The organism is Amycolatopsis sp. cg13 (genome assembly GCF_041346965.1).
Classification (GTDB): Bacteria; Actinomycetota; Actinomycetes; order Mycobacteriales; family Pseudonocardiaceae; genus Amycolatopsis.
In genome coordinates this window covers 8443958-8462039 of record NZ_CP166848.1, presented here as the reverse complement: position 1 = coordinate 8462039, position 18082 = coordinate 8443958, and the positions used below count along the sequence as shown (strand labels likewise).

Annotated in this window: 17 protein-coding genes; 6 read left to right on the top strand and 11 right to left on the bottom strand. The window is 69.4% G+C overall.

Annotation, left to right across the window (positions count from 1 at the left end; translation table 11 throughout):
• Nucleotides 1–20: 20 nt before the first annotated feature.
• The 6 genes from AB5I40_RS39635 to AB5I40_RS39610 are packed head-to-tail and all read right to left on the bottom strand — an operon-like array spanning nt 21 to nt 3792.
• Nucleotides 21–842, bottom strand: coding sequence for a MerR family transcriptional regulator (locus AB5I40_RS39635; RefSeq protein ID WP_370935280.1), 822 nt, complete (start codon nt 840–842; stop codon nt 21–23).
• A gap of 50 nt (nt 843–892) precedes the next feature.
• Nucleotides 893–1813, bottom strand: coding sequence for an SMP-30/gluconolactonase/LRE family protein (locus AB5I40_RS39630; protein WP_370935279.1), 921 nt, complete (start codon nt 1811–1813; stop codon nt 893–895).
• A gap of 9 nt (nt 1814–1822) precedes the next feature.
• Nucleotides 1823–2479 (bottom strand): histidine phosphatase family protein, encoded by a 657-nt coding sequence (locus AB5I40_RS39625; RefSeq protein WP_370935278.1) that lies wholly within the window; start codon nt 2477–2479, stop codon nt 1823–1825.
• 14 nt (nt 2480–2493) lie between these two features.
• The gene (locus AB5I40_RS39620; RefSeq protein WP_370935277.1) at nt 2494–3249 is read right to left on the bottom strand and encodes an SDR family oxidoreductase; all 756 of its coding nucleotides are present in this window, start codon (nt 3247–3249) and stop codon (nt 2494–2496) included.
• Nucleotides 3250–3293: 44 nt separating this feature from the next.
• Nucleotides 3294–3494 carry a hypothetical protein gene (locus AB5I40_RS39615; RefSeq protein ID WP_370935276.1) on the bottom strand — a complete coding sequence of 67 codons (201 nt, stop codon included), beginning with the start codon at nt 3492–3494 and terminating at the stop codon, nt 3294–3296.
• A gap of 1 nt (nt 3495) precedes the next feature.
• On the bottom strand, nt 3496–3792 hold the full coding sequence (locus tag AB5I40_RS39610; protein WP_370935275.1) for a YciI family protein: 297 nt from the start codon (nt 3790–3792) through the stop codon (nt 3496–3498).
• Between the two features lie 395 nt (nt 3793–4187).
• Between AB5I40_RS39610 and AB5I40_RS39605 the strand changes: the two genes are divergently transcribed.
• Together AB5I40_RS39605 and AB5I40_RS39600 are read left to right on the top strand one after the other, a co-directional pair.
• Nucleotides 4188–5126 (top strand): hypothetical protein, encoded by a 939-nt coding sequence (locus AB5I40_RS39605; RefSeq protein ID WP_370935274.1) that lies wholly within the window; start codon nt 4188–4190, stop codon nt 5124–5126.
• Nucleotides 5123–5812 carry an ATP-binding cassette domain-containing protein gene (locus AB5I40_RS39600; RefSeq protein ID WP_370935273.1) on the top strand — a complete coding sequence of 230 codons (690 nt, stop codon included), beginning with the start codon at nt 5123–5125 and terminating at the stop codon, nt 5810–5812. The genes AB5I40_RS39605 and AB5I40_RS39600 overlap by 4 nt, the downstream gene beginning before the upstream one ends.
• Before the next feature lie 6 nt (nt 5813–5818).
• Here AB5I40_RS39600 and AB5I40_RS39595 read toward each other — a convergent pair whose 3' ends face one another.
• Nucleotides 5819–7444, bottom strand: a complete 1626-nt coding sequence (locus tag AB5I40_RS39595; protein WP_370935272.1) for an acyl-CoA synthetase — start codon at nt 7442–7444, stop codon at nt 5819–5821.
• A gap of 241 nt (nt 7445–7685) precedes the next feature.
• On the opposite strand from AB5I40_RS39595, the gene AB5I40_RS39590 reads away from it, so the two are divergent.
• Nucleotides 7686–9380 (top strand): bifunctional 3'-5' exonuclease/DNA polymerase, encoded by a 1695-nt coding sequence (locus tag AB5I40_RS39590; protein ID WP_370935271.1) that lies wholly within the window; start codon nt 7686–7688, stop codon nt 9378–9380.
• Between the two features lie 152 nt (nt 9381–9532).
• Nucleotides 9533–9931 (top strand): hypothetical protein, encoded by a 399-nt coding sequence (locus AB5I40_RS39585; protein ID WP_370935270.1) that lies wholly within the window; start codon nt 9533–9535, stop codon nt 9929–9931.
• A 3-nt stretch (nt 9932–9934) separates the two neighbouring features.
• Here the strand turns inward: AB5I40_RS39585 and hrpA are convergent, their stop codons facing one another.
• The 3 genes from hrpA to AB5I40_RS39570 form a co-directional block, all read right to left on the bottom strand.
• A complete protein-coding gene (hrpA, locus tag AB5I40_RS39580; RefSeq protein ID WP_370935269.1) occupies nt 9935–13810 on the bottom strand; it encodes an ATP-dependent RNA helicase HrpA in 3876 nt (1291 codons plus the stop codon).
• A 76-nt stretch (nt 13811–13886) separates the two neighbouring features.
• Entirely contained in the window at nt 13887–15080 is a 1194-nt protein-coding gene (locus tag AB5I40_RS39575; protein ID WP_370935268.1) for a cation:proton antiporter, read from the bottom strand.
• 41 nt (nt 15081–15121) lie between these two features.
• Entirely contained in the window at nt 15122–15439 is a 318-nt protein-coding gene (locus tag AB5I40_RS39570) for a hypothetical protein (RefSeq protein WP_370935267.1), read from the bottom strand.
• Nucleotides 15440–15728: 289 nt separating this feature from the next.
• Between AB5I40_RS39570 and AB5I40_RS39565 the strand changes: the two genes are divergently transcribed.
• Complete coding sequence (locus AB5I40_RS39565; RefSeq protein ID WP_370935266.1) at nt 15729–16577, top strand: chitosanase; 849 nt, start codon at nt 15729–15731, stop codon at nt 16575–16577.
• Nucleotides 16541–17125: a L,D-transpeptidase gene (locus tag AB5I40_RS39560; protein ID WP_370935265.1), complete on the top strand. Its 585-nt coding sequence runs from the start codon at nt 16541–16543 to the stop codon at nt 17123–17125. Before AB5I40_RS39565 ends, AB5I40_RS39560 begins: the two co-directional genes overlap by 37 nt.
• Here the strand turns inward: AB5I40_RS39560 and AB5I40_RS39555 are convergent.
• Nucleotides 17091–18074, bottom strand: a complete 984-nt coding sequence (locus AB5I40_RS39555; protein WP_370935264.1) for a PHP domain-containing protein — start codon at nt 18072–18074, stop codon at nt 17091–17093. The genes AB5I40_RS39560 and AB5I40_RS39555 overlap by 35 nt on opposite strands.
• Nucleotides 18075–18082 lie beyond the last annotated feature (8 nt).

Sequence of the window (18082 nt, the reverse complement as noted above, 5' to 3'; positions counted from 1 at the left end):
CGTCCGTGAAGGACAGCTGATCAGGAACGGGTCACCGGCGCCTGGAGTTCCGTCACCCAGTCGTCGCGGTTTTCCGGGCACTCCAGGTTGACCTCGCGGGGATAGCCGGTCGACTGGTAGCCGTTGGCGTCGATCCAGCGGGCCAAGGTTTGGGCCGCCGGGTCGATCGTCTCCATCGAACCGCGGTGCACGATGGCCGCCGCTCGGTCCAGCGGCGGCAGGTCGTGGACCCGGACGTCGCCGTCCCGCGGCGGGGCGGAAACCTCGACGGCGGCGTGGACGACGACCTTGCCGTCGGCCTCCGGAACGTCCTCGTAATAGGCAACTCCGGGTCCGGTGCACGCGATGCCCGCCGCGTCCAGCCGCCGGGAAAGCTCTTCGTAGAGCGGTCCGATTACCGGGCCGATGTCCTCGGGCTCGAAACTCGCGGCGATCGCGGTCAGCTCCGCCACCCGCACGGCGGGGACGCTCTTGATGACGACGTCGTTCTCGGGCATGTGCCCCTCGCTTTCGATCGCGCGGAGCCTCGCCTCGACCCGGACCAGCCGGGCCGCCGCTGCCGCCATCGCCGCCTCCAGGTCAGCCCGCCGCAGCCGCAGCATGGCGCCCAGCTGCTCAGCGGTGACCTTCTCGTCGAGGATCTCCTGGACCTGCTGGAGAGTGAAGCCGAGATCCTTGAGCGCGAGGACGCGGTTGAGGCGCGCCAGCTGGGCGGCGGCGTAGTAGCGGTAACCGGTTGCGGGGTCGACGTGGGCCGGGCGCAGCAGTCCGGTCGAGTCGTAGTGCCGCAGCATGCGGACCGAGACGCGGCCGTGCCGGGCGAAGTCTCCGATAGTGAACATGACGTCTTAGAGTCGACCGCCTGACACGGTGTGAGAGTCAAGAAAGCTGATCAGAGGTCGGTGTAGGCGATCGCGTTTTCTTCCAGGGAGCCGAACCACAGCCGTCCGTGGTACTCGCGGATGCCCACCAGCAGGTGGAATCCCGGGATCTCGCCGCGCAGTTCCCGCACCACCGAACCGTCCGGCGTGACCGCCACCGCGCCCACCCGGCGTTTCGGCGCGGGCTGCACCGCGTCCGGCAGAGCGCGCACCGCCGTCCGGACCGCGCGCGGCAGACGGCGCACGACGTCGAGGGCACGGATGCGCGGGCTGGCCTCGGTGATCCAGATCAGCCCGTCCGAACCGGTCGCGATGTTGTCCGGGAAGCCCGGCAGATCGTCGATCAGGACGTCTTGGTCGCCCGCGCGCGGGCCGGTCAGCCAGACCCGGCTCACCCGGCACGCGCCCGTTTCGGCAACCGCCACAAAGGATTCGTCGGGCGGCAGCGCGACGCCGTTCGCGAACTGGAGACCGTCGGCGAGCAGGTCGATGTGGCCGTCCGGCGCGCGGCGCAGCAGCCGTCCTCCTGCGGTCTGTTCGATGAGATCGTCGCGCCAGTTGTCGATGCCGAAGCGACGCGAGGAATCCGTGAAGTAGACCGTGCCGTCGGCGGCGACCGCGGCGTTGTTGCAGAACACGAAATCCAGCCCGGCACCGGACGTCGCGAGGGTCGTGGTCTCGCCGCCGGCCAGCGGCATGGTGAGCAATCCGGCGCGGGCGTCGCAGATCAGCAGTTCGTCGTCGCCGTACAGTTCCAGTCCCAGGGGACGGCCGCCGGTGTCGCCGATCAAGTCGATCCGCCGCCCGTCCGGCGAAAGCCGCAGGATCCGGCCGTCGTCGACGCCGGTGTAGACCCGGCCCTCGGCGTCCACGACCACGTCTTCCGGACCGTGCCCGTTCACCGGGACGACCGTGACCTCACCGAACTGCACGCCGGCCTCCTACCGGTAGCTGAGCAGCCGCGCGTTCTCGCCTTCGAGATGCGGATGCTCGTTGAAGGACAACAGGTTCACCCCGCCGCGACCGGACGTCAGCTTCGTGATTCCGGTGTTCACGGTGACGCGGTTCAGCTTCAGCAGCCCGGGCCCCGGCGTGCCCAGCAGCGATCCGGCGACCGCGCCCAGCACCCCGCCGGAGGTGAACACGAGCCCGTTTTCGCCCTTGCCCAGCGAACCGGCCAGTTCCGCCAGCGCCGCCGTGCAGCGGCCGAGGAAAGCGTGCCAGCTTTCCGCGCACGGGCCGGTGTCGCCGGAGTCGACCCACGCGGTCAGCGCGGCGTCCAGCAACCGCTGGTACTCGCGCGAATCCTGTTGCGGCGCACCGCCCGCGTGGTGCGCCGCGATGTCGACGTGGTCGTATTCGTTCCAGCGTTCGTCCTCGATCACCGGCACGTCGCAGCCGAGCACCTTCAACGCCGTCGCCGCGGTGTCCCGCTGGCGGGCCAGCGTTCCCGAGCGCACCTGCGCGAACTCGACTCCGCGCCGTTTCAGCTCCGCACCGACCAATGTGGACTGTTCGAAACCGAGCGGCGACAAGGCGTCGTAATCCGCCGCGCCGAACGACGCCTGCCCGTGCCGGATCAGGTAGATCGCACCCATTTACGCCCGTCCCGTCAGGAAAACATCCGCAGCAACCGGCCAGGGGCCAAGCGTACCGCGAGACTCAGCGGCACCCAGGGCCACGAAGGCACGTACGCGCGCTTCGGCTCCGCTTCGATCGCCTTGACCAGCGCATGCGCTCCGGCTTCGGCCGACACCATCAGCGGATTGGGTTTGGTCGAGCGCGCGGTCATCTCGGAGCTGATGTAGCCGGGCCGGATGTCGGTGACCGTGATGCCGTGGCTGCTCAGCTCCAGCCGCGCGCCCTCGGCGAACGCGGAAATCCCTGCCTTCGACGCGGAGTACGCGGTGAGATTCCGGGGAAAACCGCGCAGCGCCATGAACGACGAGATCACCGCCAGATGCCCGTCGCGCTGCTCGCGGAAGATGCCCGCCGCCGCCTCGATCTGGGCCACCGCGCCGACGAGGTTGGTTTCGAGGGTCTGCAGGTTGGCGTCGAACCGGCCCGCGCCGACCGGCTGTCCCTTGCCGAGTCCGGCGTTGACGATCACACGATCGAGCCTGCCGAGCTCCGTCCGGAATTCCTCGAACACGTCGAAGACGCGCGCGTGGTCGGTGACGTCGAGCGCGCGCGTCGCGACGGTGATGCCCGGGTACGCCTCGCGCAGCTGCGCGGCCAGGTCGTCGAGCCGTTCGGTGCGCCGGGCGCACAGCGCGAGATTGCGGCCGCGAGCGGCGAACTGCCGGGCCATTCCCTCGCCGAGACCGGAGCTGGCTCCGGTGATCAGGATGTTCTGCCGCAGGACCATGACCGGAGCCTACCCGCTGGTAACCAACCGGGTGCTCCCGCGGCTCACCTCGCCGCCCACCTCCGCTCGGCCCGCTCCCGGCTGCCGGGAATCAGCCGGAACAGGAGCTTCGGCACCGCCCCGAAGAAGTAGTACGTCTTGCCGTCGACCTCCAGCGCGTGCTGCGCTTTGCCCGCGGGCGCCTTCCCCGCCGGCCCCAGGCTCAGTGCGAACGCGCACTTGCCGTCGAACTCCGGCTCAGCCATTTCACGCCCCCGGCGGAGGAAGGATTTCCAGCACGTCGATCGTGCCGATCTCGGTGTGCGGATGCCCCTCGAGAAGGCCCCGCACCGCGTCCGCCGAATCGGCCTGCACGATCGAATACCCGCCGATCGTGCCGTCGCCGCCCGCGGTGGGCGCGCCGCCGTCCACCACTGCGTCGCCCGCTTTGGCGAACCACGCCATCCAAGCCTGCATCCCGGCGGCCTGCTGTTCCGGCGTCGCCTGGGCCATGCGCTCCGCGGCCGACTGATCGGCGCGGTAAAGCAGAAGGAATTTCGCCATTCCGATCACCTGCGATCGAGGGAAACCGCCCCGCTGACGGGGATCGGGCTCATGGTCTGCCGCTTCGGCCGCCCGCGCAAGCCAGGCTCGTCCGGCGCGGATGACCGGTGGCCCGGCTTCTGGGGGCATGCCGGGCCACCGGTTCCGGGCGCGGCCGCCGGCCGGGCGCGGGGCGCGGTCCGCGCTGCCGGGGCCGAGGCTCCGGACGCGCCGGGGGCGGCGCGTTCCGTCCTGGCCATGGAAGCGCGACCGTGCAGGTCAGGGCAATGGTTCACAGTTGCCAGTACTAGCCCGTTCGCCGGAGTGGTACGGCGGTACAACCTGGTCCGGCGGCTGCTACCGTGCCTGTGTCGGACTCGGCACGGTCGGTTACCACTGGGGGCGGTCGACGAGAAATGGCGCAGCGACATGCGGACCACGCGGGTCCGGACGCCGACGGAGGCGCCCGGACCGCCTTCGCGAGCGCGCTGCGCGCCGCGATCGGAGCCAGCGGGCTTTCCCTGGACCGGATCCAAGCCCGGCTGCGCGCCCGCGGCGCGACGGTGAGCGTCACCGCGCTCAGCTATTGGCAGTCGGGCAAACGCCAGCCGGAACGGGCCGGATCGCTGTCGGCGGTGCGGGTGCTGGAGGAAATCCTCGACGTCCCCGACGACGCGCTGCTCGGTCTTCTGCCGCCGCCTCGTCCGCGCGGCGCGAGCAGGCGCGACCGGGCGGGCGAGGAACCGGTCACCTTCACCCGCGAGATCCTCCAGCCGCTGCTGGACCGCGTCGGTGCCCCCGACGCGCTGGACCAGCAGCACCAGCTGAAGCTCGTCGGTTTGCACGACCGCTGCGACATCGCGGCCGACGGAGGCCAGCTCGCGGTCACCTCGCGCGCGGTGTTCCAGTCCGGTGCGGACGGTCAGGACCGCTGGCTGCTGGTGTACGCACAGGGTGACGCGACCGCGGTGCCCGACTTGCAGCCGGTGCGCAACTGCCGCGTCGGACGCGCCGAAGTGGACGACGACCACGGCATCCTGGTGGCCGAATTGCTCTTCGACCGCGCGCTGGAACGCGGCGAGACGCACCTCATCGAGTACACCCTGCGCAACTCCGGGCCGCCGTATCCGCAGTGCCGGGCGACCCACTACCGGGAATTCCGCCGCCCGGTCCGCGAGTACCTGCTGGAGGTCCGCTTCGATCCGACAGCCGTGCCCGCCCGCTGCTGGCAGTACGCGAACGCCACCGACGAAGCGCCCGCTCGGCGTCGGCTGCGGCTCGACAGCGGCAATGGGGTGCACGCGATCGCGCTGGACTTCGGGCCGGGGATTTTCGGCATCGGCTGGGGTTCGTGAATCCGGCGGCCGAACTGCGAGAGCTGACCGTTCTGGTCGACACGGGACGGTGGCGCGAGACGGTTCTGGACTCGGTGTGTCTTGTGGTGCCGCCGGGGCGGATTACCGCCTTGCTCGGCGAATCCGGGTGCGGCAAATCGATGGTCGCGGCGGCGTTGACGGGTTCGCTTCCTTCGGTTGCACACAAAACTGGGGAGATGTGCGTTCGTGGCAGCGTCGGACTGGTGCCTCAGTCCGGGGTCGCGGCGTTCGCCGCGGAGCGAACCGTCGGCGCGCAGTTGGACGAGCGGCAGCAGCTCTATCGTGGCCGGAGCGTCGAGGACGCCTGCAAGGCAGCGGTCTGTCCCGAGGAGACCCTGGATCTTTATCCGCACCAGCATTCCAGCGGGCAAATCCAGCGGGCCGCGCTCGCGGCGGCCTTGCTGTTCGAACCGGATCTGCTCGTGGCGGACGAACCCAGCGCCTCCCTCGACCGCGGCACCGCCTACGAGGTGTGGGCCACCCTGCGCGCCTATGCCGATGCTGGTGCCGCCGTGCTGGCCATTACCCACGACGGCTCGCTGCTTGCCGAGACCGGGTACGCCGACGCGATGGCGTTCATGCGCGACGGCCGCACCGTCGCCCCTGGGACGCTCGCCGAGATCCGCGCCCTCGCAGATCCTTACCTGCGAGGCTTCTTTCAGTGATCCCGCTCAGCTGAGCTTGGTCCGCAACACCTTCCCCGTCGCGTTGCGCGGAAGCTCGTCCAAGAACTCCACATCCCGCGGCACCTTGTAGCGCGCCAAATTCGCCTTCACATACTCGCGCACGCCGTCCTCATCGAGCGTCGAACCCTCCGTGCGCACCACAAAAGCCTTGAGCCGCTCGCCGAAGTCCGGGTCCTCGACGCCGATCACCGCCGCCTCGAGGACGTCTTCCCGTTCCACCAACAGGTTTTCCACCTCGATCGGGAACACGTTCTCGCCGCCGGAGACGATCATTTCGTCGTCGCGGCCGTCGATGAACAGCAGGCCGTCCTCGTCGAAGTGGCCGACGTCGCCGCTGGAGAGGAGACCGTCGATGATTTCCTTGTTGCGGCCGTCGGTGTAGCCGCCGAAGCTCAGCCCGCTGCCGACGAACACCCGTCCGGTCACGTGCGGCTCGGTGACCTTGGCGCCGCGCTCGTCGTACAGCGCGACGCGGCAGCCGACCGGCGCGCGGCCGACCGTGCCTGGCGCGCGCTTCCAGTCCTCCGGCGTCGCGACCGTCGCCACCGCGACTTCCGTGGAGCCGTACAGGTTGTGCACGACGTCGCCGAATTCCTCGTTCGCCCGGTTGCCGAGATCCGGCGACAGCGCGGACCCGGCGACGAAGATGATCCGCAGGCACGACGTGTCGTAGCGATCGCGGACTTCCTTTGGCAGGTCGACGATCCGCTGCAGCATCGTCGGCACCAGAACGAGCGCGGTGCACCGATGCGTCGCGACGCCCTTCAGCGTCGCTTCCGGGTCGAACTTCCGGCGCATCACCACCGTGCAGCCGAGCGCGAAGCTGAGGATGAACTGCGACAGTCCGGTGCCGTGGAACAGCGGCGCGCCCATGAAGGTCGCTTCGCCGGAGCGCAGCGGGATGCGGTCCAGGAACTGCGCCGACGCCAGCGCGGACGTGTGCGGTCGCGGCGCGCCCTTGGGGGTGCCGGTGGTGCCGCTGGTGAGCAGCACGAATCCGCCGGCTTTGGCGGGCGCGGGCACCGGGCGGTCGTCGGTGCTGGCGATGATCTCGGCGAGCACCGGGATCTCGTGGCCGCCCGGCTGGTCCACCCAGGCCAGGTAGCGGTCGAGGTCGCCGTCGATCGCGTCGAGCAGGCCGGTGAACTCCTGGTCGTAGACGAGCGCGGTGACGCCCTCGCGCTTGGCGACGTCGGCGAACTGCGGCTTGGCGAACCCGGTGTTCATCAGCAGCAGCCGCGCGCCGAGCTTGCCCGAGGCGGCCATCGTGAGCACGAGCCCGCGGTGGTCGCGGCACAGCGCGGCGATCACCGAACCGGGGCCGAGGCCGCGCTGCGACCAGGCGCGGGCGAGCGCGTTGGACTGGTCGTCGAGCTGTTTGAAGGTGAGCGGGCCGAGGTCGTCGACGATCCCGACGGCCGTCGAATCGCGCCGGGCCGCGATGTGGTTCGCGCCGGCGAACGGGCCGTACTTGCGGATCGCGACGAGGGAACGCAGGCCCTCGTCGAGGCGGGGGAACGGCACCAGCCCGGCGCGGCGCATCACCTCGACGCTGCGCACGGTCTCGGTCAGCTTGCCTGCCACCTGGCCGGCCAGCTCGGCCACACTCATCCGGGCACCTCCATTGCTGCTGCGGGAGCGCCCACGCCGACGGTCTCCGTACCGCCGGTATGGGAGTTACTCGACAGTAAAGCAAGGCCCGGCCGCGCACCAGTGCCCGGCCGGGGAGGAAATCTCCGGTACCGGTCACTGGCTGTCCGCGAAGGGCTCCACGAGGGAATCTGAGTCCCTCGATGAGCCCGTCGCGAACCGCTGTGCGGAAATTGTCGGTGCTGGTCCGCACAATGTGACGGTGCAGGTGATCACCGGCCGGGAGGAAGAGTCCGGCTACACGATCGAGGGCCCCGCGGGGACCCTCCGCGGGCTGTCGCGCGCCGACTGGGCCGACGAGGTACGTCGGCTGGAAGCGGCCGAGAGCCCGCGCTGGGTGCTGCCCTCGGTCGAGGAGATCTACCCCGCGCTGGTCAAGGCCGGGGTGCGGCTGGGCCGGTGCTACGACCTGTCGCTCGCCGAAGGACTGCTGCTCGCCTACGAGGGCCGGGAGGGCGAATCGCGCAGCCTGCGGGCAGCGTGGGCCCGGGCGAACGGGGAGGAACCGCCCGACGACGGACCGGCCTTCGGCGAGGACGCCCAGCCCACGCTGTTCTCCCCGCGCGGCCCCGGCCTGCCAGCGGGCGTCACGGTCGTTGCCGCGGCCCGCCGGGTCCTGGCTGAGCAGGAGAAACGCGTCGCCGCCACCGAGGCCCCCGCCCGGATGCGGCTGCTGCTCGCGGCCGAATCGGCGAGCGCGCTGGCCGCCGCCGAGATCTCCGCCGCCGGGCTCCCCTGGCGCGCCGACCGGCATCTGCAGTTGCTGGAAGAACGCCTGGGACCGCGCGTCCCCGCTGGTCAGCGCCCGAAAGCCCTCGTCGACCTCGCCGCGAAAATCTCCGCGGCGCTGGGCGGACGGCCCGTCAACCCCGACTCGTCGGCCAGCGTCGTCCGCGCGCTGGCCAGAGAGGGGATCGAAATCCCGGCGGCGCGGAAGTACCTGCTGCAGGACATCGACCACCCCGCCGTCGCGCCCCTGCTGGAGTACAAGGAACTGTCGCGGCTGCATTCGGCCAACGGCTGGGCGTGGCTGGACGAATGGGTCGCCGACGGACGATTCCGGCCGCACTTCGTCGTCGGCGGCGTCGTGTCCGGCCGCTGGGCCACCCGGGGCGGCGGAGCCCTGCAGATCCCACGCGCGCTGCGTTCCTGCGCGTCCGCGGATCCCGGCTGGAAACTCGTCGTCGCCGACGGCGCACAACTCGAGCCGCGCGTCCTCACCGCTTTGTCCGGCGACCGCCGCCTGGCCGAGGTCGCCGCGGCGACCGATTTGTACGCCCGCTTGGCCGAAGCGCTGTTCTCCGGCACGCGCTATGTCCCGCTCCGCCCCGGGGACACGCGAGACGACCGTTCGCGCGCGAAGATCGCCATGCTGTCCGCGATGTACGGCGGCACGTCTGGCGAGGCTGGGCCGCTGCTCGCGTTGCTGCGCCAGCGTTTCCCGGACGCGGTGTCCTATGTGGAGCATGCCGCCGCCGCGGGTGAGCGGGGCGAGCGGGTCCGGTCGAGGCTGGGCCGTACGTCTCCGGCTCCGTCGGCTGCTTGGCGCGCCTTGACCGGTGGGCTCACCGAGGACGAGGCAACGGAAACCCGCGCGCGGCGAGCGTCGCGCAGCTGGGGACGGTTCACGCGGAACTTCGTGGTGCAGGCCAGCGCGGCTGATCTGACCGCGGTCTTGCTGGCCACTTTGCGCGGACGGCTGCCGGATCCGGCGCATTTGGTGTTCTTCCTGCACGACGAGGTGATCGTGCACGCGCCTGCCGAGCTGGCGGACGAGGTCGCGGACATCGTGGAGACGTCGATCCAGGAAGCCGCGAGGCTGGTCTTCGGAGAGGCGTGCCCGGTGCGATTTCCCATGGACGCGAAATCGGTGGACAATTATGCGGAGGCGAAGTGATCAGCTGACCCAGGTTTCCCATCAACCACATGGCGGCATCCGGGAAATCCGTTCGGGGGAACGCGGTGTTGCCGTCGGTCGCACTCGTCACGGGATATTCCACCGCAAAGGCGCTATCCGCCAGGCGCCGATGATCAGTACCTTCGTGCTCCATGGCGGGGAGAAAGAGGAAAAGCAAAAACAGCAGTCTTTGGAGCTTTCTGGCGTTTATCGCGGTCATCGCCCTGTGGGCGATCCCGGCGATCGGGCCCGGCGTCATCGCGGTCCTGTCGGCCTTCGTGGTGCTCTACGGCCTCTTTCAAGCACCGACCTGGTGTTGCGCGCCTACCCGGAAGAACGAGTTCTGCCGCAACAACGCCAACGGCATCCTGCTCGGCTGCCACCTCCGGCAGCACAAATGGCAGAAGCTCAAGATGGCGTTCAAGGAGCAAGCTCCGGCGAAAGCGCTCCGAAGAATGCTCAGCAACCTGAACGGAGTGGCAGCTTCGCTTTCCGCCGCCGCAGGCACGGTTTCAGCCAGCGCCGCCACCGTCACGCTCCTGGTGAAGTGATCCTCAGGCCAGCGCGTCGTCCAACGCCTTGGTGATTCGCTTCAGCGAAACCGGATGCGCCGTCCCCAATGTCTGCGCGAAGAAGCTCACCCGAAGCTCCTCGATCATCCACCGCACCTCCGCCAGCGCGGGCGAAGACGTCCCGGGCGGCAAAGCAGCCAACGCGTCCTGGTATTCCTTCGTGATCCACGCGACGTCGGCCATCCGCTGCAAGTCCCGCGTCTGCTCCAGCGGCAGTTTCTCCAGTCGCCGCTCGATGCCGCGCAGGTACCGGACCACGTTCGACAGCCGTCCGGCACCCGTTTCCGTCACGAAGCCCTTGTGCACCAAGCCATCCAGCTGACGACGGATGTCCGCCAGCGACTCGGCCGGGCCGCGGGTGTCCGCCAGGCGCGTTTCGACGTCGATGGCCGCGCGCAGGATCCGCTCGACCTCCGTCAACACCTCCAGCACCTTCGGGTTCAAGCCCGCACGCACCCTTTCCAGCAGCGCGGCGAAACCCGCCTCGTCCCAGACCGGGCCGCCCGCAGAAGCCATCAGTGCGTCGACGGCGCAGTCGACGCAATCCTCCAGCAAGCCCGCGACACTGCCGTGCGGATTGCGGTTCAGCACGAGCTTCGAGGAGTTCGACAGCGACCGCGTAATGAACTTCATCGGCGAGTTCAGGTTCAGCCGCAGCATTCGCCGCGTGCCGGACCACATCGCGTGTTGCTGTTCGGCGGGCGTGTCCAGCAGCCGCACGGCCACCGACGCGCCCTCGTCCACCAGCGCCGGATACGCCTTCACGTCGTGGCCGCGCCGGGTCGAAGCGAAGACCTTCGGCAGCTCGCCGAACGACGGCTGCACCAGACCGGCCTTCTCAATGCTGTTGGCAGCCTTGGAAATAGTCTCCCGCACCCGCGGCGCGAGACGGCGCTTCAGCTCGTCCAGGTCCTTGCCCTCTGCCACCCGCTTGCCGCGCTCGTCCACCACGCGGAAGGTGATCCGGAGGTGGTCCGGCACCGTCGAGAGGTCCCACGCCGAATGCGGGACGTCGATGCCGCGCATCGCGTGCAGTTCGTCGCCGAGGATGTCGAGCAGCGGACCGTCCGAAGGGGACATTCGCGTCAACGCGTCAGCGGCGGTGTCGGGAGCGGGAACGAAGTTGCGCCGCAACGTTTTCGGCAGCGATTTGATCAGCTGCGTCGCCAGATCGCCGCGCAGGCCGGGCACCTGCCAGTCGAAGCCGTCCGGCGTGATCTGGTTCAGCACCGGCAGCGGGATGTGCACGGTCACGCCGTCGGCGTCCGCTCCGGGTTCGAACTGGTAGGTCAGCTTGAAGACGTGCGTGCCCTGCGTCCACGAGTCCGGGTAGTCCGATTCGCGGACCGCGCCCGCGACCTCGTTGATGAGCATGGACTTCTCGAACGACAGCAGGTCCGGCTCGTTCCGCCGCGCCTTCTTCCACCAGCTGTCGAAGTGCCGCACGGACACGACGTCCTCAGGCACTCGCGCGTCGTAGAACTCGTACAGCGTCTGGTCGTCCACCAGGATGTCGCGCCGCCGGGCACGATTCTCCAGATCCTCGACCTCGTCGAGCAGCGCGCGGTTCTCGGCGAAGAACCGGTGGTTCGTGTGCCAATCGCCTTCGACGAGCGCGTGCCGGATGAACATCGCGCGCGAGATCTCCGGGTCGATCCGGCCGTAGTTCACCCGCCGGTCCGCGATAAGCGGCACGCCGTACAGCGTCACCTTCTCGGTCGCCATCACCGCGCCCTGCTTGCGCTCCCAGTGCGGCTCCGAGTACGAACGCTTCACCACGTGCTGCGCCAGCGGTTCGACCCAGTCCGGCTCGATCCGCGCGTTGACCCGGCCCCACAGCCGCGACGTCTCGACCAGCTCGGCCGACATCACCCAGCGCGGCTGCTTCTTGAACAGCGCCGAACCGGGGAACACCGAGAACCGGGCCCCGCGGGCGCCGAGGTAGTCGCCCTTCGCCGGGTCCTTGAGCCCGATGTGCGACAGCAGCCCGGAAATCAGCGCCGTGTGCACGTGCTGCGGTTCGGCGGGCGTGGTGCTGAGCGTGATGCCGAGCGGTTTGGCGAGCTGGCGCAGCTGGCCGAAAATGTCCTGCCACTCGCGGATCCGCAGGTAGTTCAGGTATTCGGTGCGGCACATCCGGCGGAACTGGTTGCCGGTCAACGTCTTCTGCTGTTCGCTGACGTACTCCCACAGCTTGAGGTAGGAGAGGAAGTCCGACGTCGGGTCCGCGAACCGGGAGTGCTGCGCGTCGGCGGCCTGCTGCTTCTCCGCCGGCCGCTCGCGCGGGTCCTGAATGGACAGTGCGGCGGCGATGATCATCACCTCGCGCACGCAGCCGTTCCGCGCGGCCTCCAGCACCATCCGGCCCATCCGCGGGTCCACCGGCAGCAGCGCGAGCTTGCGGCCGACCTCGGTGAGCTTCGAGGAATCGCCGGTCTCGAACGCGCCGAGTTCCTGCAGCAGCTGCACGCCGTCGGTGACCTGGCGGCGGTCCGGCGGCTCCACGAACGGGAACGCGTTCATGTCGCCGAGCCCGAGCGACGTCATCTGCAGGATGACCGACGCCAGGTTCGTCCGCAGAATCTCCGGATCGGTGAACTCCGGCCGCGATTCGAAGTCTTCCTCGGAGTACAGCCGGATGCAGATGCCGTCGGAGGTACGCCCGCAACGCCCCTTGCGCTGGTTGGCCGACGCCTGCGAGACCGCCTCGATCGGCAGCCGCTGCACCTTCGTGCGGTGGCTGTAGCGCGAGATGCGCGCGGTGCCCGGGTCGATCACGTACTTGATCCCGGGCACGGTCAGCGACGTCTCGGCGACGTTCGTGGCCAGCACGATCCTGCGTCCGGTGTGCCGCTGGAACACGCGGTGCTGATCGGCCGCGGAGAGCCGCGCGTACAGCGGCAGCACCTCGGTGTTCCGCAGGTCCAGCCGGTTCAGCACGTCCGCGGTGTCGCGGATTTCGCGCTCGCCGGAAAGGAACACGAGGATGTCGCCCGGCGCCTCGCCGGACAGCTCCTGCACCGCCTCGGCGATCGCCTGCGTCTGGTCGCGGTCCGGGTCGCCCTCGGGCTCGTCCGGGTCCACGAGCGGGCGGTAGCGCACCTCGACCGGGTAAGTCCGGCCGGAGACCTCGACGATCGGCGCGTCGTCGAAATGCCGCGAGAACCGCTCCGGGTCGATGGTCGCCGAGGTGATGATCACCTTCAGGTCGGGACGGCGCGGCAGCAGCTGCCTGAGGTAGCCGAGGATGAAGTCGATGTTGAGGCTGCGCTCGTGCGCCTCGTCGATGATCAGCGTGTCGTACTGGCGCAGCATCCGGTCGGTCTGGATCTCGGCCAGCAGGATGCCGTCGGTCATCAGCTTGACCAGGGTGTCCTGGCCGGACTGATCGGTGAACCGGACCTTGTAGCCGACGGTGTCGCCCAGTTCGGTCTTCAGCTCGCTGGCGATCCGGTCGGCGACCGTGCGCGCGGCGAGCCGGCGCGGCTGGGTGTGCCCGATCTGCCCGCGCACGCCGCGACCCAGCTCCAGGCAGATCTTCGGCAGCTGCGTGGTCTTGCCCGAACCGGTCTCCCCCGCGACGATCACCACCTGGTGGTCGCGGATCGCGTCGCCGATCTCGTCCTTGAGCCTGCTGACCGGCAGCTCGGCGGGGTACTCGATCTTCGGCACGCTTTCGCGGCGCTGCTGCACGCGCAGCAGCGCCGTTTCGACATCGGCGGCGATGCGCTCGGCCGTCTCCTGCTTGGCACGAGACCGGCGTGCGCCGTCGAGACGACGACGGAGCCGGTACTCGTCGCGCAGCATCAGTTCGGGCAGCTGGGCGCGCAGCTCTGCGAAGGGGGATGGAGTGGACATACTTGGGCCAAGGATAGCCGTGCGTGACCGTCGTGGCTTCCGAATATGCCGCGAGTGACAGCCGCCGCTCCCCCGTTCACGACACCGGGGCCGGGCGCGGCCGCACGAGCTTGGCCGGAAGCAGCCAGGTCAGCCGCTCCGAGCGGAGCACGGCGAGCGGTCCGATCACGGCCAGGAGCAGCACGTATCCGGCGACGAACGGGGCGACCCGCGAGTCGAGCCCGGCCGCGGTCGCCATCGTCGCCAGGACCAGCGAGAACTCGCCCCGGGTCAGCACGGTCAGGCCGATGTTCACGCCTTCCTGCCGGTCGAAGCCGTGCAGCCGGGCGGCGAACGCTCCGGCGGCGAGATTCAGCACCAGCGTCAGCACGACCGCGGCGATGACCGGGAGGACGACCGTGCCGACCGTGCCCGGGTCGATCGACAGCCCGAAGATGAAGAAGAACAGCGCGCCGAACGCGTCCCGCAGCGGCAGCACCAGCTTGTGCACCCGCGGCGCGACCTGGGAATTGCCGAGCATCATGCCGACCATGAACGCGCCGATCGCGTCGGAAACGCCCACTTCCTCGGCCACCGCGGCACCGAGCACGGCGACGCCGACGAAGCAGACGGTGAGCAGCTCGTCATCCGCTGAGCCGAAGAGGCGCGACACCAGCCGTCCGCCCCAGCGAGCCAGCGCGGCGAGCACGAGCAGGAAGCCGAACGCCTTGCCGAAGTCGGCGAGCGCCGCGCCGAATCCGTCGGCACCGCTCAGCACCGGCTGCAACAGCGCCAGGTACAGCGCGAGGAACAGGTCTTCCAGCACGACGATGCCCATGACGAGGCGGGATTCCCGGTTGTTCATCCGCCGGGTTTCCAGGAGCAGTTTGGTGACGATCGCCGAGGACGAGATGCCGATCGCGCCGGCGATCACCAGCGCCTCGCGCGTGCCCCAGCCGAGCGCGAAGCCGAACGCGAGCCCGCCGCCGATGTTCAGCACGAGGTAGGCCAGCCCCGCCCAGGCGAGTCTGGCGCCGCCGTGGGCGAGGTCGTCGAGCGAGAACTCCAGTCCGAGATAGAAGAGCAGGAACACGAGGCCGAGCCCGGCCAGCACGCCGAACTCGGCCGGGTCGTCCACAAGGGACAGTCCGGGGGTGTGCGGGCCGAAGACGAAACCGGCCAGCATGAACAGGGGAATCGTGGGCAGCCCGATCCGGGCGCCGACGCGGGCGAGGGCGCCGGCGGCGAGAAACGCGCCGCCGACGGCCAGCAAAGCATGACCGTTGCTCATGAAATCCTCTTGAGAGCCGGGTACAGGCGGGAAACGGGTACTCAGCAATCAGGAGGGGCCCGCGCTGCGGCGGGTGCGGGGGCGCGGTCCAGTTCCACCGGCGATGCGGCGGAAACCGGGACGGTGCACCAGCCCGGCCGGGCAAGACGGATCTCGCCCGGGGCGTCGGCGAGCGGCAGCGGGTGCGCGGCGACGAGATGCGGGCCCTGTTCCTGGACCAGGGCCGGTTCGGGGTCGTGCGGACGCGGGCCGGACGGTCCCGGGCCGGGGACCGCGACGCCGAGCAGGAGCAGCGCGGCGAGCACCAGGACGAGGATGGACCGGTGCCGCGGCGCGGAAGCGGCGGCAGCAGTCGTCATCTCGGGGCGAGTTTACCATGTCTTTAACGTGCGCTGGCGGCTCTCGCTGGCGTCCATAGTGGACAGTCCAACGGAGACTCCTGCCGCTCCAGCGGATTTTCGGCCGCCTTCAGGCAATCTTCATCGTCCACAGTGGACCAGTCGCGTTCACATCCGTGAAAAATTTTCGCATCCCTTGCCTCGCGGCTTAACGCTCGGTTATCGTGACGCTACGCCGCAGCAGTATCCGGAACCGGTCATTCGCCGGTCCGGCCGCCTTGCCCACGTACCGCGGAAAGGGATTCCCCTCATGCGCAAGACGATGCGGCCCACGCTGGTCGCCTGTCTCACGGCCGCCTCGGCCCTCGCCCTCGTGTTCAGCACCCCCGCTCTCTCGGCCGCCGCCGTGCCGGCCCCGCTCGCCGCCTCGGCGTCCGTGCTGGGCTCCGGCGGCGACCTCGCGTCTCCGGAGAAGAAGGAGATCGCGATGCAGCTGGTGTCGAGCGCGGAAAACTCGTCGCTCGACTGGAAGAAGCAGTACTCCTACATCGAGGACATCAAGGACGGCCGCGGCTACACCGCGGGCATCATCGGGTTCTGTTCCGGCACCGGCGACATGCTCGAGCTGGTGCAGGCCTACACCAAGTCCGTGCCGGACAACCCGCTCGCGAAGTTCTTGCCAGCGCTGGAAAAGGTCAACGGTTCCGATTCGCACGAAGGGCTCGGCGCGCCGTTCGAGAGCGCGTGGAAGGAAGCCGCGGGCACCCAGGAATTCCAGGACGCGCAGAACAGCGAGCGCGATCGCGTGTACTTCGACCCGGCGGTGAACCAGGGCAAGTCGGACGGTCTCGGCGCGCTCGGCCAGTTCATCTACTACGACGCGATCGTGATGCACGGCCCCGGCACGAGCACCGACAGCTTCGGCGGGATCCGCGACGCCGCGCTGTCGAAGGCGAAGCCACCGGCCCAGGGCGGGGACGAAACCGCGTACCTCAAGGCATTCCTCGACGCGCGCAAGGTGGTCATGAAGAAGGAAGAGGCGCACGCGGACACGTCTCGCGTCGACACAGAACAGCTGGTGTTCCTCAACGACGGCAACCTTGATCTGCACACGCCGCTGAAGTGGCAGGTCTACGGCGACCCGTACGAGATCAACTGAACCCCCAGCAGGTTCTCACGGTCACCGCGCACAGCGCGTCCGCGTGGGACCACGACGGCGACCGCTGGGTACGGGCACTCGGTCCGTACCCAGCGGAAGTCGGCGCGCAAGGAATCGGCGTCGCACGCGAAGGACTTTCCCTTACGCCAGCAGGAATCTGGCCGCTCACCGAGGCTTTCGGCATCGAGCCGAACCCCGGCACCCGGCTCCCCTACCGGCAGGTGACCACTTCGGACTGGTGGGTGTCCGATGTGCACTCTCCGCTGTACAACACGCATTACCGAGGCACGTCAGGCCCGTTCGATGAAGCGGCGGGCGAGAATCTCGGTGCGGCGGGCCCGGCGTACGCGCACGCGGTGGTGATCGACTACAACCGCTCGCCGGTCGTGCCCGGTGCCGGTTCGGCGTTCTTCCTGCACGTGGCCACCGGCGGACCGACCGCTGGCTGCGTCGCGCTCGCCGTCGAAGACCTCATCGCGGTGCTGCGTTGGCTCGACCCCGCGCGAAACCCCGTCATCGCAATAGCTGAGCAACCGTCCGCGTATTGACGATCCGGTCCGGCTCGATGCCCGCCTCTTTCGCCCGCTCGCAGCCGTAGACCTGCCAATCGAGCTGCCCGGGCGCGTGCGCGTCGCTGTCGATCGCGAACTCGCACCCCAGCTCGACGGCCTGGCGCAGCAACCGCATCGGCGGGTCGAGCCGGTCAGGCCGCGAATTGATCTCCACCGCCACCCCGTTCTCCCGGCAGGCGGTGAAGACCTTCTCCGAGTTGAACTGCGACTCCGGCCTGCTGCGTCCGCCGACCAGCCGTCCGGTGCAGTGCCCCAGCACTCGGACGTGCGGATTCTCGACAGCGGCCAGCATCCGCGGCGTCATCTCTCGCGCGGGCATGCGGAGCTTCGAATGCACGCTCGCCACCACGAAGTCGAGCCGGTCCAGGAGCTTCTCGGTCTGGTCGAGCGCACCGTCGTCGAGGATGTCGACTTCGATGCCGTGTAGCAGGCGAAACGGGGCCAGCTGCTCGTTCACCCGCGCGACCTCGTCCATCTGCGCGCGCAGCCGCTCCGGGGACAGGCCGCGCGCGACGGTCAGCCGCGGCGAATGGTCGGTGAGCACGATCCACTCGTGCCCGAGCTCGCGCGCCGTCTCGGCCATCTCGAGGATCGGGCTGCCGCCGTCGGACCAGTCAGAGTGCGTGTGACAGTCACCGCGAAGCGCCGTACGCAGCGCACCGCCGTCCGGCAGCTTCTTCTCGGGCAGCTTCGCCGCGTACGCGGGCGTACGGTCGTGCCACGCATCTTCGATAACCCCGGCAGTGGCTTTGCCGATCCCCTTCAACGCCTGAAGCGTCTTCGCACCGACGCGTGACGCTAGTTCGTCTTCGGAGAGCTTGTCGACCACCGCGGCGGCCTGGCGGAACGCGCGCACCCGGTAAGTCGGTTCACCGGCGCGTTCGAGCTGGAAGGCGATGTCGCGCAGGGCGCGGGCCGGGTCCATGCCTCCTG